Below are 13,958 nucleotides of genomic sequence, written 5' to 3' on the forward strand. Positions count from 1 at the left end.
ACTACCCTTTAAAATTTCTAAATATCTCTTCGGTGCTTATAAAAGCAAGAGTAGACTTTCCTTGAGGGCAAAAAAAAGGCATAGAGGTTGCAAACAATTGATTGACTAGCGATTGAGCTTCTTCTGTTTGCAAGCGCTTGCGGTAATGGACGGCAGCATGGCTTGCTGCTACGGATAAGCGTTTTTCCATTTCTTTATCCCTCATTTTACCTTCCGGAAAGTTGTGCATCATATCTAACAGGTCTACTACCCATTTGGAAAGATCTATATTTCCGAATGTAGCTGGGATAGCATCTATCATAAAGCTATGAGGCCCACTTTCATGGATATGCACTCCCATCCGCGCAAAATCATCTAGGTTCGTAGATAGCGCAGCTGCTTCCGAGGAAGGCAAATTGATATGATGAGGAATTAATAAAGATTGAACAGCTGCACTTCCAGTGCGTGCCTGCAGCAAATTTTCAAAAATCACTCGAGCATGTGCTGTCTTCTGATCCACTAAGCAAAGTGTATCAGAGGATACCTGTTTCCATGCTTCTAATGAGTAAGCATCCAAAATAATATAACCTGGTATCGTTGCCAAAACACGAGGAAAAGAACGTTTTTCTTGGGTAAGAGGAACATGGAAAGAAGGCTGAGGTTCCTCTTTAAAGGGAACCTTAGCCATAGGGGGCAGCGGCTGATACTCTTTAGCTAAATCTCTCTCTTGTACAGGATGCAAGGAAAAAGCCGGTTTAACGGCAGGCATTATAAAGGTGGAGGTAGATGGCGGAGAACTAAAATCTTCATGAATAGGCTGATGATCTCGGCAAAAATTTGCATTACCTTTATGAATAGCTTGCTGGATTCCTTTAAGGACTAATTCTCTTAATATATTTTCTTGACGAAGTCGGACCTCTTTTTTTTGCGGGTGGACATTTACATCCACGGTCTCACCGGGCACATTCAAATGTAACACAAAAATAGGATGTCGATTAGTCGGCAAACTTGTGCCATAGGCATCCCGCACAACTGCAGATATCAAGGGAGAAAAAACAGCGCGCTTGTTAATAAAAAGATATTGACCGGTACGATTTTGACGAGAATAATGAGGAGCTCCTACATATCCATGCAAGCTATAATCACCATTTGTAATCTCTACCTCACAACAGCTCGTCACAAACTCGGCTCCCATTAATGCAGCAATTCTCTCCTTCAATTGATGGGAAAAAGCTTTGCCCGGAGAGCCTCCCGTTTGGATTTCATTAATCTGATTGTTGATCAATTGAAATTTAACATGGGGATGTCCAAGAGCAAGTAGGGTAATGATTTTGTGAATTTCCTGAGCTTCATAGGCAGGAGATTTTTGAAATTTTCTTCTTACAGGGACATTAAAAAAAAGAGACTTCACTTCAATCGTCGTCCCAGGAGCACGGGCAGCGGTGCCACAGTGCATGAGCTTTCCTCCTTCCACAATCACAAGGGTGCCTTCCCCTCCCTCTTGTGGAGCAGTCAAGAGAGTGAATTTGGAAATAGAAGCAATTGAAGGAATAGCTTCTCCTCGAAATCCCATAGAGAAAATTGACTGGATATCTTCTACTTCTTTAATTTTAGAAGTAGCATGGCGTTCCAGGCAAAGTACGGCATCATCCTGCTGCATTCCTGCACCATTGTCAGTCACGCGGATAAGCTGGCGTCCCCCTCCTTTAATCTCTACGCAAATCTCTGTAGCGCCTGCATCTAAAGAATTTTCCATTAATTCTTTTACTACAGAAGCTGGGCTTTCAATGACTTCGCCTGCTGCGATCTTATTAATAGTATGTTCATCAAGAACACGAATTTTTGAAGGCATAATACTTATTACTCGCTTAAATTTCTCAAGTATAAAGGATGACTCATAAGCAAGCAAGGAGAAGGATATCAAAAGATAAAAGCATTCCTGAAGTAGCTTGAAGAAAGAAAACAGAATAAAGATGATCGTTAGTTTTATAGATTGCAAGAATGCCTTGCTATCTCTTGCCTCCTTATAGCTTTTTTTAGTAACATGATACTATGCAGATTAAGAAATTAGCTACAGATATTGTAAAAAAGTTAAACCAAGCGGGGTACAAAGCTTATTTTGCCGGCGGTTGGGTACGCGACTATTTGATGAACCAACCTTCAGCTGATATAGATATTGCTACAGATGCACCCCCTGAGGTGATTTTAAAACTTTTCCCTCATACCTTTTTAGTAGGCTTAGCTTTTGGAGTGGTCATCGTCATATTAGAGGGATATCAATTTGAAGTGTCTACTTTCAGAAAAGACCTAGAATATGTCGACGGTAGAAAGCCAAAAAGCATTGAGCTATCCAATGAAGAAGAAGATGTAAAACGTCGAGACTTTACTATCAATAGCATGTTCTATGACCCTTTGGAAGAAAAGATTTATGATTACGTGGAAGGAAGAAAAGATTTAGAATTAGGTCTTATCCGCACAGTAGGAGACCCTTTTGAGCGTTTTTCCGAAGATCGTTTACGTATGCTAAGAGCTATACGTTTTTCTGCCCGCTTTAATTTTCGGTTAGATGAAGCCATCCAACAGGCTATTCAAGAAAAGGCTAGCACTCTTTTTCCAGCTGTTGCTATAGAAAGAGTATGGAAAGAATTTGTAAAAATGGCTGGTTACCCTCATTTTGCAAATGCTTTGATGGAAATGCACCGCTTGGGTCTATTAGGAGTTATTTTTCCTTCACTTGCTCTCTTAAATCTAAAAGATTTAAGTCAATATCTTAGTCCTTTTTCAAGGTTTCCTACCTATACTCCTACTATTTTATATATCCTTGAACTATTCCCCTCTTTTGATACCCAACAGCTGCAAAACCTTTGCAGTTACTTGCGCCTCAGCAAGGAAGAGACTAAGCTTGCTATTTTTGTGCAGACTGGAAAGCAACTTTTATCCGTAGCTCAAAGGCTTCCTGATCCTGAATGGGTCCACTTTTACGCTCATTCATACTCTCAAGTATGTCTAGAGATCTTCGCAGCCCGCCTATCTGAAGATAGTGAAGAAGCTTTTTATCAAGAGCATGAACAGAAGAAGGAACGCTTGAAACCTCATATTGAACGCGCGAGAAAAAAACAGCCTTTAGTGACTTCCAGTATGCTTAAATCTTTAGGAGTTTTGCCTGGTAAAAGCATGGGCCTTTTATTGCAAGAAGCAGAAAAGAACGCTATTTTGCATAATCTGCAAGCCCCTGAGGAAAGCATAAAAATGCTTCAGCAGTCCAAACATTGGCCGAATTTGAACTAAAGGCTTTTGCAAGGGTCTTTTAAAGCTAGAAAAAAACTATACAAAATATAGGAGTCAGCTATAATAACTTTACAGCTTGAAATAGTAGAATGGATTACGCAAAAAGCTTTTTTATCAGTCATACAAAATTAGCTAATTTTTAAATTATTTACCTCAGGAGAATTTATGCGTATATTAGGTTTGGTTAGCTTAGCAGTTGGAATTGCTCTTCTATTATTTGGCATCAATTCTTCTCAAGCTTTCACAGAGAAGGTCGTAGAAGATGTTACGGGCCGCTATACAGACAATACAATGTGGTATATTATTGGCGGGATAGCCATGATTGTAGGAGGAGGAGCCCTCACTCTTTTTGGCAGAGCTAAATAAAGAAAATTAAAGGGTAGAGGAGTCGATTCACCGGGGTTTTATACCAGATATAGCAACTTTTAGAGCTCAAAGGAGCATTTTTATTTTGATCATAGCCCCCTTGACAGCAAGCAGAAATTTGTTTGATTGTTAGTATCGGTAATACAAACATTTCAAGCCACCGGCATTCAGTATAAAGGGGGCTTTTTCTTTTGCTTTATTTGGTGAAACACCCACGGTAGAGTCGTATTCCTCTTTGATTTTTTAAAACCATCCATTGGCTTTGCTAAAATATTTCAACCTAGATTGCCTATCTGTAGTTTAAGCTTATAATGATTCAATTTTCACGCTTTATCTCCGTGCTGCCTACCTTTTTCTAAAGCCTGCTTGTGCAGAAGGCATGAAATGGCTTAAACCATTAAGCCCTCAGCAGTAGGGCTAGAAAAATTAAATCATAAATTTCTCAAGTATAGAGTCCATCAATTAAGAGTTGTGATAGTTATTTAGCAACATAACAAGCTGGCCTTGTCGAAGTAATATAAGGTTAGATGCCTTGGAAGGATGCCCAGTTAGAGCTTGAAGTAAAGCTAGTTCTGTTGAGCGTATAGCTATAACTTTCTGGAGTTGTCAAGCGCTATGTATGTTAACTTGGGTTAATAATTTTTCTTCATGAGCTTATCTAAAAATTCTATAAAGGTGGTTTTATTCAAGAGATAAAACTGAGCATCTAAAAATATTTTTTACCTCAAATCTCAGTAATAAAAGACAGCCTCCAATTAAGCAGAACAAAAAAAATTACTTTTTTTGTTGGATTTAAATCAAACTGAAATTAAATTTGGTTCACATCTAAATGAGATCAAGGAGATACAAAATGGGAATAAGCAATTTATCTCAGGCATGCAGTAGGATAGATAATATCAGTGACTATATCCCTGTTGTCAGCACGGTCACTAATTTAGTTGATCTCTTCCAGAAATGTATTATTGCGACCTTCATATCAAAAGAAAGCTTAATAAAGAGCCATTACTATAGCCACCTTAGCCGTAAAAGCTTTGGAAGGTGCATAACCTTGCTGATTCCTGTTTTGGGTAATCTCACCATTGGTATCATCGACTTCCTGCATCGAAATGATGCTAATAAAAAGCAACAAGATAAGAATTTTTCTCCTAATCATACAGCTCTTCAAAAAGATAAAGAAGCTTTATTTGCTCTTGTTAAGAAAGATGGCCTTGCTCTTAAGAGCGCTCGCTTAGAACTCCAAAAAGATAAAGATATCGTGCTGGCAGCCGTTAAGCAAAATGGCGAAGCACTTCAATATGCTAGCCGCGCACTTAAGGACGATAAAAACATTGTACTTGCTGCAGCCGAGCAAAATGGCTGGGCCCTTGAGTTTGCTAGCCCTAGGCTGCAGAATGATAGGGATGTCGTACTTACGGCTCTTCGCCAAAATGGCTGGGCCCTTCAATACGCCAGCTCCAGGCTTAAAGATGATCCCAAGATTGTGCTTGCTGCTATTGAAGAAAACGGCTGGACCCTTCAATACGCCAGCTCCAGGCTAAAGAAAAATAAAAAGATGATCATTGCTGCCATTCAAAACGAGGGCTGGACCCTTGAAGAGGCTAGCGAAGAGCTTAGGAACGATAAAGACATTGTGCTGGCTGCTGTTAAAAAAAGGCCCCTAAGGCTTCGCTATGCGAGCGAAAAGCTTAAAAACGATAAGGATGTGGTGCTTGCCGCAGTTAAGCAAGATGGCTACGCTCTTGAATTTGCTAGCCCACAACTGCAAAATGATAAGGATGTCGTGCTTGCTGCCATCCAACAAAATGGCTGGGCCCTTCAATATGCTAGCCCCGCACTTAAAGACAATCTAGATATTGTGCAGGCTGCTGTCCAACAGAATGGTTGGGCCCTTCAATATGCTAGCCCAAAGTTGCGCAATAGCGAGGAGCTTATTAAAGTAGCCAAGCTGACTAGGAAATAAACACCTTTAGTACTTATTTAAAAAGGCATATTTATCAAAGTTCGGCCGCCTAAAATCTCTTAAAACCATGGGGACAAGCAGGCCTACTTTCCCTTGCTTCACAAGCTTTCCTTAAAGGGAAATAAAATAAATTCTATAGGTTTTAAATAATTTTTTATTTAAAATTAATTTCTTTGTTAGGCAACCAATTGATATGGAAGCTCCCATGAAAATCTATGATTTATCTCAAGCTTACCGTTCGATTGATAATGTTGCAGACTATATTCCTCTAGTTAGCACAGTGACTAATTTAGTTGATATTTTCCAAAAATGTATCCTTTTATCTTTTAAGCAAGAGCAAAAGTTTCCTAAGAACCCTTATCATGCTCACCTCAGACTTAAAAGTTTTAAACGATGTATAATTTTATTGATCCCTATCCTAGGGAATATAAGCGTAGGAATTTGGGATTTTACTTGCTCTAGAAGCAGTAACAAAAAGTCTATAACAACGAATGTTGAACGAAAGAGTTCAGCTCCCCAAAGCAGCAATAAAAAGGCGAAGAACAATAAAAAGCTGCTCCTTGCTATTGTCAAGCAAAATGGTTGGGCGCTCGAATATGTCAACAAACAGTTTAAAGATGATAAAGATATTGTACTCGCAGCTGTCAAGCAAAAAGGCATGGCCCTTCAATATGCTAGTGAAAACCTCAAAAACAATAAAAGCGTGGTGCTTGTCGCCGTTCAGCAAGATGGCTGGGCACTTGAGCATGCTAGCAAAGAGCTTCAACATGATAAGCAAGTGGTCTTGGCTGCCGTCCGGCAACATGGCTCGACGCTCCAAGAAGTTAGCGAGGAGTTTAAAAATAATAAGGAGATCGTGATTGCCGCCGTTCAGCAGAACGGCTGGGCCCTGCAGTATGCTAGTGAAAAACTTAAAGATAATAAAGAAATTGTACTTGAAGCTGTGCGCCAGAATGGCTGGGCCCTACAGTACGCTAGCGAAAAGCTTAAAAACAATGAGGATGTCGTGCTTGCTGCCCTTGAGCAAAATGGCTTAGCCCTTGAGTATATTGGCCCCCTTTTAAAGGAGAATGAGAATGTTGTGCTTGTTGCTCTTAAGCAAAATGGTTTGGCCCTTGAGTATGCTAGCCAAATTTTTAAGAGTGCTGAGCATATTGTGCTTACAGCGGTTCAGCAAAATGGTAAAGCACTCCGGTATGCCAGTTATGAACTTCAAAAAAACAAGAAGCTTATCAATCTTGCTAAAAGCAGAAGCTCTCCTCTGATCCCTTAGCTTCCTTTTAAAATCCTTTAGAACTTTCAATGGAAATAGAAGATATTTAAACAAGATATTTATCGCTTTGGAAAAGCTTCTGCAACCTTAAAATAAACAACTTGGAAGCTTTAATCTCTATTTTTAGCTCTTATCATTGAGTGTAAATTAAAAGATTGCTTAAGGCAACGAATAAAAGTAGGCAGGGTAATCCAAATAAAGAACTTAAGAGAAGGGAGAGGAGGCGCGATTCATCTATTGCAAGATGGAGTAAAAAAAGTTATAGTTAGCTATCGCAAGGTAATAAATCTTTATTTTTATGAAAGAACTTTCTAGCCCTCAGCATCCTTTAGTTAAACATTTAGTCAAGCTACGTCAAAATCATGATTATCGCTGGCATCATCAAGCCTTTGTGCTTGAAGGGATCAAATTAATCGCTGAGGCCAATTCTTTGCTTACTTTCAAAACTATCTTAGCTTCTTCTCTCCATCTTTTACCTAAAAATGTGCAAGCCGAAAAAATTATTTTAGCGACTCCTGCGCTTATTCAAAAAGTATCAGGCCTTCAATCTTCTGAAGGCATTTTAGCTGAAGCTCCTATGCCTAAATTCTCTAATCTTTATGGAAAAAAATACCTCTTGGCTTTGGATCGTGTCAATGATCCGGGCAATCTAGGTACCATTATTCGCTCGGCCCTAGCTTTAGGATGGGAAGGCATTTTTTTACTTGAGGGAACTTGCGATCCTTTTAATGAAAAAGCCCTGCGTGCTTCTCGCGGAGCTGTATTTAAAATTCCTATGCGTCAAGGTACTTGGAAAGACTTACAAGAGATTATTAAAGTAAACAACCTACAAGGTTTAGTTGCCGATATTAATGGAGTTCCTTTTGAGCAGGTAAAGCCTTCGGCAGGAGTCCTTTTAGTTTTAAGCAATGAAGCTCAAGGACCTTCTCAGGAAGCTTTTTCTATAGGTTCATCGATCACTATTCCTATGTCTGGAGAAATGGAATCTCTTAATGTTTCAGTAGCAGCAGGGCTCTTACTTTATAATTTGCGCCAAAAGAGGGAGCCTTTATGAAACATCCTAAAAAAGATCAGCTACCGCGTATGCCTCAAAAATGGGTGGGCTGTGATCTTGAAGCCGATTATTATAAAGATGATCGTAAAAATTCACGGAAAGAGCGTAAGCTAGCCTCTGCAAAAGATCGCTCTAAATATAAAAAAACAGATAGAGATAAATGGCAAAAAAATAAGGAACTCCATCAAAATATCAAACTTGCCAAAGAAGATTTACTACGGGGTAGGGTTCTATCTATTACTCCCCAAGGAATTATGGTAGAGCATGAGCATGCAATCTATGCCTGTTCTATGCGTGGGCTGTTGAAAAAAGAAAAAACACAATTTAAAAATCTTGTTACCGTAGGAGACTTGGTATTATTTCAAAAAACAGATGCTCAAGAAGGCCTTATCGCGCATGTTGAAGAACGTTATTCTGTTCTATCACGCGCTGACAATCTTTCAAGGCGCCAAGAGCAATTAATCGCTGCTAACATAGATCAGGTATTAATTACTGTTTCCGTTGTCAATCCACCTCTTAAGCCTTTTCTTGTCGACCGTTACATTATAGCCGCACGTAAAGGTGGTATGGAACCTATAATAGTCGTCAACAAGATTGATTTACTCGATCATCCAGCTACACCCTTGGCTGAACAAGAGCTTTATAAAGATTTTCTGCATGCTTATAAAGTCGCGCAGATTCATGTCATACCTGTTAGTATTGTTACCGAGCAAGGATTAGATCAACTAAAAAGCATAATGAAAAATAAAGCCTCAGTTTTTTCAGGGCAATCAGGAGTAGGTAAATCCTCTCTTATTAATGCCATTACAGGCCTCAATTTTAAAGTAGGAAAAGTAGTTGAAAAGACTAAGAAAGGTTCTCATACTACTACTATGGCAAAGCTTATTTCCTTAGAATTTGGTGGCTGGTGTATAGATACTCCGGGAATTAAAAGTTTTGGTTTATGGGATCTTAATAAAGAAGAAGTCGAGCAATACTTTCCTGAAATTGAAGAAATTGGACAACAGTGCAAGTTTCCCAATTGTTCTCATACCCATGAAAAAGAATGTGCTGTAATTGCAGCCGTAGAAAACGAAAAACTTTCCCCCTTGCGGTTTGCTTCTTATCAGTATTTGCTAGAAGCTCTATCGCAAGAGCACTTGCGCCGTTAGCTTTTCCTTGTTTTCGTATGCAAATAAATTCTAAAAGATTTACCAGTAATTGCAGGCCTTTCTTTTCTTACGGTCATCACCCTGCCTTCTTGCCGATGGTAAAGAAATTCTACCCCGACCTTCGTAGCTGCCTCTTAGCTGTTCTTGATTTAAAAGCCCTTTTTTTGATAGATACGGTTTAGGAAGAGTCTGCTTAGCAGCGTATAATTAGGCATTTGAGAGCAAGCAATTTTAAAATTTTATCCCTCAAGAAGAGTTACTTGATAAGAAACCGCCTAGATTATATCTTAAAAAAAATTAACTCGAAGGTAAAAGCATGTCCTATATTCGCTCAGTAAAAGCTATAGAAATTTTAGATTCGCGCGGTAATCCTACCCTTAAAGTCATGATTACTACCGATCGCGATATTAGCGCCGAAGCTTCAGTACCTTCAGGAGCATCGACAGGTCAGCATGAAGCCTTAGAGCTTAGAGATGGGGATAACAGACGTTTTGCAGGCAAAGGTGTGCAAAAAGCCATCACGCATGTTAATGGGCCTCTCGCTCAAATTCTAGTAGGAGAACATGTCTTTGATCAGGCTCGTCTAGATCGCCTGATGATCACCAGTGATGGTTGTGAGAATAAAAGCCGTTTTGGAGCCAATGCAATTTTAGGAACATCTTTAGCCTTAGCGCGAGCAGGAGCCCTTAATGCTAAACTTCCCTTATATCGCTACATCGGTGGAGCTCATACCCATATTCTTCCTTGCCCCATGATTAACATTCTCAATGGCGGAGCTCATGCTGATAATCTGCTTGATTTTCAAGAATTTATGATTCGACCTACCGGAGCTCCTTCCTTTCATGAAGCTGTACGGTGGGGAGCAGAAATTTTTCATACTTTAAAAGGGATACTTAAAGAAGAAGGCCATGTTACAGCGGTAGGTGATGAAGGAGGCTTTGCTCCTAATCTAGAGTCTAATGAGATTGCTTTAGAACTGATAGTCTCAGCCATCGAAAAAGCAGGATACCGTCCTGGCATCGATGTATCGTTAGCCTTAGATTGTGCAGCTTCTGAGTTCTATGATGAATCTACGGGTCTTTATAAAGAGAAAAAGAAACAAAAAAGAAAAAGACCCTTTGTGGAACGAACTGCCGAAGAAGTCGTAGATTATTTAGAAAATTTGGTGAAGAAGTTCCCTATCGATTCAATTGAAGATGGACTGGCCGAAAATGATTGGCTTGGTTGGCAGCATCTTACTAAAAAATTAGGACATCAAGTCCAGCTAGTAGGGGATGACATTTTTGTGACTAATCCTAAATTTCTGTCGCGGGGTTTTGACTTAAACGTTGCTAACTCCATTTTGATTAAACCCAACCAGATTGGCACATTAACTGAGACGCTAGAAACTATTCGCTTAGCGCAGAGCCATAGCTATGCTGCTATTATTTCTCATCGTTCGGGTGAAACTGAAGACAGCATAATTGCCGATATAGCCGTGGCTACAAATGCGGGGCAAATTAAAACAGGCTCTCTTTCTCGTACAGACCGGGTCGCCAAATATAATCGTTTACTCAATATTGAAGATGGTCTTAAAAGTGTCTGCCGCTATTGGGATAGTAACCTTTATAAATGTGGGACAGGTTTTTCCTCTTCCTCATTTTCCTAAGAAAGGGGCCTTGAAGTTAAACAAGGATTAACCCCTTGATAAATTATTTCCTAAACAAGCTAGTTAAGTATCTTTTCTTAAAACATGCAAGAGCACCTAGAGGCTTTTGCATAAATCAATGCTTGCTATGGATATTAATACTAAAAGCTACTTATGCCACCAAGCGTTCGAGAATTAAAGAGCAACATTGAAGCGTTAGGGCCAGTAGGTTTATCCATAATACAGGTCAGAGATCAAAGAATTTGGCAAAATTTTTCCTTGTCCCCTGCTTAATATTTTCATCCTCCACCCATCTTTAGCCCACAAGTTAGCTATTCTAGCTTTATAATTTTTTATCGGTAGGGTTTAAAAATTTGAAGCAAAATTTTATAGAAAAAACAATAAATTATGAATTATCTTAAATTATCTACCATTAGATTAGCTTCTTCTTCATCGATCAAAACAAATTGATGGAGATCTTGCTTATAATAGTAGACATCCGCTTGTGCGATATCAAACCACCATCCATGCACTCGAAGCTGCTTTTTTTCCAGGCGTTCTTGAATGAAAGGATAGCTGATAACATGTTGCATTTGTTGAAGCACATTAATTTGAGAGATTTGGTTATGCTCGGATAAAGAAGGGTTAAGGCTAATTCCTTCTCTCACTTTATTTAAAGCTTCTTCTCCATGCTTTAGCCAGGAACCAAGATGGGGGCAAGTATGGCCATCGACTCCTCGGGCTAGAGCTTGCATAGCTCCACATTCAGAATGACCACAAACAATAATATCAGAAACGTTAAGAGAAAATGTAGAAAACTCTAATACTGCCGAAGCACTGCTATCGCAAAGTGAGGAAGAAGCCGGGGGTATTAAATTTCCAATATTTCTTAACACAAATATATTTCCCGGATGAGTAGAAGCAAAAAGACTGGGCATTAGGCGACTATCAGAGCATGCAATAAAAAGTGCTTCTGGCTTTTGCCCGAGGGCCAACCGAGCAAAAAGAGCGCGCCCCTCCTCGCTAAGGTTCTTTTTAAAATGCGCAATTTCTTGAATGAGTTTTTTCATATTTTGTAAACACTTGTTAATTAAGTTAAATGTATATTGTATATGCTGCCATTCGATCTATCCTCTCACAATGCCCGACCATGCTAGCTGGCAATCAAACTTTTAAGCGTGGCCCCTACTTAATTTTTGCTAGGTCTTTAGCATTTCCCCTTCTTTTTTCTTATATATTGCATAAAAGAACATATGGTGAAAGGATTTTTGCATGCTGTCGTTGATTGATTTCTTAGAGAAAAGAAGAATAAAATAAATTTTAATTATTCACTATTTATTTACAAATGTTTACAGGCATTTTGCAGGAAAGCACATCTAAAAAACTTTATTTATCCTCAGAAAAATTTTCAAAAAAAGTGTTTGGTAATCCATTAAAGGGAAGGGTAAAAAAAACACCCCCCCATAAGAAAAAAACCCAAAAGATAAAAGATCAAGAGCTTACAAAGGTTAAATGGCTAGATATGAACCTTAAAAATATTAAATGAAAACCTAAAAATCTGTTGACTAGGAGCTCAAGCAAATTATTAAGCTTCATATCCCAGGTAAGGAATAATTAGGTTTATGGCCTTCAATTATAACATTAAAAACTAAAGCCAGCGGTACACTTGCTAGTTAAATATGTATCATGCGCTGTAATTTTAAACGGGGGTAAAGTAGTGCTCGAGGCCTTCGCTAGTAGGCTTCATCGTCCTACTACCTTTTTGCCAATTAGCAGGACAAACTTCGCCATTCTCTTCGATAAAGACTAAGGCATCTAGCATCCGCAGAACTTCTTCGACATTACGGCCTAGTGGCAAATCATTGACAACCTGATGACGTACAATACCTTTTTTATCTATAATAAAAAGCCCTCGATAAGCAATACCTTCATGCTGAATAAGCACGTCATAATCGCAGGCAATGCAACGGTTCATATCAGACACAATGGGATAAGTTAGGCCCTGAATGCCTCCTTTTGATTTAGGAGTATTTAGCCAAGCCGCATGGCAATAGGGACTATCTACCGAGCAAGCAACCAACTGAGTATCCCTTTTTTCAAACTCTTTTATTTTTTCTTGAAAGGCATGTAATTCTGTAGGACACACAAAAGTAAAGTCTAAAGGATAGAAGAAAAAAACGACATTTTTACCTAAAAAATCAACCAATGAGAAATTGTTGATAATTCGCCCTTCTACAACCGCTTTTGCCCTAAATTCGGGGGCTTGCTTACCCACTAACACACCCATCGTAAACTCCTTTTTTTATCTTTATCCTTAATTTCCAAAAAACTCTTCGGCCTTCTCTAGCCATTCTTCTGCACCTATCGTCGTGGCCTCTCCATGGCCTGGAAATACACGTGTATCCGGTGGTAGCTTGGCAAGCTTTGACAAGGAATCCCACATAAGGGAAGGTCGTGCCGTGGGAAAAGATAAATTGCCAATCGTACCTTTAAATAAAGTATCCCCTGAGAATAACAGCTGCTCTTCTTGACTATAAAAACAAACACCACCAGGAGTATGACCAGGAGTTTCGATGACTTCAAAAGTAACATTCCCTACAGCAACCTTCTCACCTGCTTTCACATAATGCTCAGGTTCAGTCCCCTCTATATCAATCCAACATGGCAAGCCATCACTTCCAGGATTTTCTACATTCTTTGCATCCAATAAATGGACATAAACAGGAATCTTATATTTATTTTTAAGGGGCGCCACATCAGCAATATGATCCCAGTGTGAATGAGTTAAAAGGATTTTGGAAGTAAGTAAGTGATTTTTAGTGAGATAATCTATAATTGCCGATGCGCTTCCTGGAGCAGGATCGATGATTGCTGCTTGCAAAGTGGCAGGGCAGCTAATGACATAAGCATTCGTTTGAAAAGGACCTGATACAATTGTATGGATAATCATTGCACCGGAGAGGATTTGAACCTCTAACCGCCCGGTTCGTAGCCGGGTACTCTATCCGATTGAGCTACCGGTGCAGAATGTAGCGCTATATTGCCTTACTCTCTGTATTTTAAGCAAGCTTAAAAAGATCAAGAAAGCTTAAAACTTATTTGGTAATCTCTGTTTCTTTTTCTTTGCCTATTAATCTCAGTCTTTAACGATCCAAGCAGTTAATGCAAAATAACTTATTTACTATGTGAGCGTAGATTTTGATCGAAGTCCAGTCAGCCACTTTCTTGCAGAAATTAAGCCAAAAGATTGGCAGAGTTTA

General features: G+C 39.2%; 11 protein-coding genes and 1 tRNA gene. 7 read left to right on the top strand and 5 right to left on the bottom strand.

Going from position 1 to position 13,958, the window contains the following annotated elements; translation table 11 throughout:
• Nucleotide 1 precedes the first annotated feature (1 nt).
• Nucleotides 2-1,831: a DNA mismatch repair endonuclease MutL gene (gene mutL / locus NEOC95_RS09250; protein ID WP_213152605.1), complete on the bottom strand. Its 1,830-nt coding sequence runs from the start codon at nt 1,829-1,831 to the stop codon at nt 2-4.
• 200 nt (nt 1,832-2,031) lie between these two features.
• Here mutL and NEOC95_RS09255 point away from each other — a divergent pair, with 200 nt between their 5' ends.
• From NEOC95_RS09255 to eno, 7 genes are all read left to right on the top strand, one after another.
• Nucleotides 2,032-3,267 carry a CCA tRNA nucleotidyltransferase gene (locus tag NEOC95_RS09255; protein WP_213152606.1) on the top strand — a complete coding sequence of 412 codons (1,236 nt, stop codon included), beginning with the start codon at nt 2,032-2,034 and terminating at the stop codon, nt 3,265-3,267.
• A 165-nt stretch (nt 3,268-3,432) separates the two neighbouring features.
• The gene (locus NEOC95_RS09260; protein WP_039383053.1) at nt 3,433-3,633 is read left to right on the top strand and encodes a DUF3185 family protein; all 201 of its coding nucleotides are present in this window, start codon (nt 3,433-3,435) and stop codon (nt 3,631-3,633) included.
• An 850-nt stretch (nt 3,634-4,483) separates the two neighbouring features.
• A complete protein-coding gene (locus NEOC95_RS09265; protein ID WP_213152607.1) occupies nt 4,484-5,593 on the top strand; it encodes a DUF4116 domain-containing protein in 1,110 nt (369 codons plus the stop codon).
• Between the two features lie 193 nt (nt 5,594-5,786).
• The gene (locus NEOC95_RS09270; RefSeq protein ID WP_213152608.1) at nt 5,787-6,866 is read left to right on the top strand and encodes a DUF4116 domain-containing protein; all 1,080 of its coding nucleotides are present in this window, start codon (nt 5,787-5,789) and stop codon (nt 6,864-6,866) included.
• A gap of 298 nt (nt 6,867-7,164) precedes the next feature.
• Nucleotides 7,165-7,920, top strand: coding sequence for a TrmH family RNA methyltransferase (locus tag NEOC95_RS09275; RefSeq protein ID WP_166157876.1), 756 nt, complete (start codon nt 7,165-7,167; stop codon nt 7,918-7,920).
• Nucleotides 7,917-9,071, top strand: coding sequence for a ribosome small subunit-dependent GTPase A (gene rsgA / locus NEOC95_RS09280; protein WP_242678239.1), 1,155 nt, complete (start codon nt 7,917-7,919; stop codon nt 9,069-9,071). The genes NEOC95_RS09275 and rsgA overlap by 4 nt, the downstream gene beginning before the upstream one ends.
• Nucleotides 9,072-9,387: 316 nt before the next feature.
• Nucleotides 9,388-10,719 (top strand): phosphopyruvate hydratase, encoded by a 1,332-nt coding sequence (eno, locus tag NEOC95_RS09285; RefSeq protein ID WP_213152609.1) that lies wholly within the window; start codon nt 9,388-9,390, stop codon nt 10,717-10,719.
• A gap of 392 nt (nt 10,720-11,111) precedes the next feature.
• Here the strand turns inward: eno and NEOC95_RS09290 are convergent, their stop codons facing one another.
• The 4 genes from NEOC95_RS09290 to NEOC95_RS09305 form a co-directional block, all read right to left on the bottom strand.
• On the bottom strand, nt 11,112-11,768 hold the full coding sequence (locus tag NEOC95_RS09290) for a carbonic anhydrase (protein ID WP_166157882.1): 657 nt from the start codon (nt 11,766-11,768) through the stop codon (nt 11,112-11,114).
• 629 nt (nt 11,769-12,397) lie between these two features.
• Entirely contained in the window at nt 12,398-12,985 is a 588-nt protein-coding gene (locus NEOC95_RS09295; protein ID WP_213152610.1) for a peroxiredoxin, read from the bottom strand.
• A gap of 27 nt (nt 12,986-13,012) precedes the next feature.
• Nucleotides 13,013-13,648: an MBL fold metallo-hydrolase gene (locus NEOC95_RS09300; RefSeq protein WP_166157888.1), complete on the bottom strand. Its 636-nt coding sequence runs from the start codon at nt 13,646-13,648 to the stop codon at nt 13,013-13,015.
• Nucleotides 13,649-13,722 (bottom strand) — tRNA-Arg (locus tag NEOC95_RS09305).
• Between the last annotated feature and the right edge of the window lie 236 nt (nt 13,723-13,958).

This window comes from Neochlamydia sp. AcF95 (assembly GCF_018342455.1).
Classification (GTDB): domain Bacteria; phylum Chlamydiota; class Chlamydiia; order Chlamydiales; family Parachlamydiaceae; genus Neochlamydia.

What these genes read in the sequence shown, in the direction of transcription:
- mutL (WP_213152605.1), bottom strand. Translation starts at nt 1,831, where the DNA reads ATGCCTTCAAAAATTCGTGTTCTTGATGAACATACTATTAATAAGATC.
- NEOC95_RS09255 (WP_213152606.1), top strand. Translation starts at nt 2,032, where the DNA reads ATGCAGATTAAGAAATTAGCTACAGATATTGTAAAAAAGTTAAACCAA.
- NEOC95_RS09260 (WP_039383053.1), top strand. Translation starts at nt 3,433, where the DNA reads ATGCGTATATTAGGTTTGGTTAGCTTAGCAGTTGGAATTGCTCTTCTA.
- NEOC95_RS09265 (WP_213152607.1), top strand. Translation starts at nt 4,484, where the DNA reads ATGGGAATAAGCAATTTATCTCAGGCATGCAGTAGGATAGATAATATC.
- NEOC95_RS09270 (WP_213152608.1), top strand. Translation starts at nt 5,787, where the DNA reads ATGGAAGCTCCCATGAAAATCTATGATTTATCTCAAGCTTACCGTTCG.
- NEOC95_RS09275 (WP_166157876.1), top strand. Translation starts at nt 7,165, where the DNA reads ATGAAAGAACTTTCTAGCCCTCAGCATCCTTTAGTTAAACATTTAGTC.
- rsgA (WP_242678239.1), top strand. Translation starts at nt 7,917, where the DNA reads ATGAAACATCCTAAAAAAGATCAGCTACCGCGTATGCCTCAAAAATGG.
- eno (WP_213152609.1), top strand. Translation starts at nt 9,388, where the DNA reads ATGTCCTATATTCGCTCAGTAAAAGCTATAGAAATTTTAGATTCGCGC.
- NEOC95_RS09290 (WP_166157882.1), bottom strand. Translation starts at nt 11,768, where the DNA reads ATGAAAAAACTCATTCAAGAAATTGCGCATTTTAAAAAGAACCTTAGC.
- NEOC95_RS09295 (WP_213152610.1), bottom strand. Translation starts at nt 12,985, where the DNA reads ATGGGTGTGTTAGTGGGTAAGCAAGCCCCCGAATTTAGGGCAAAAGCG.
- NEOC95_RS09300 (WP_166157888.1), bottom strand. Translation starts at nt 13,648, where the DNA reads ATGATTATCCATACAATTGTATCAGGTCCTTTTCAAACGAATGCTTAT.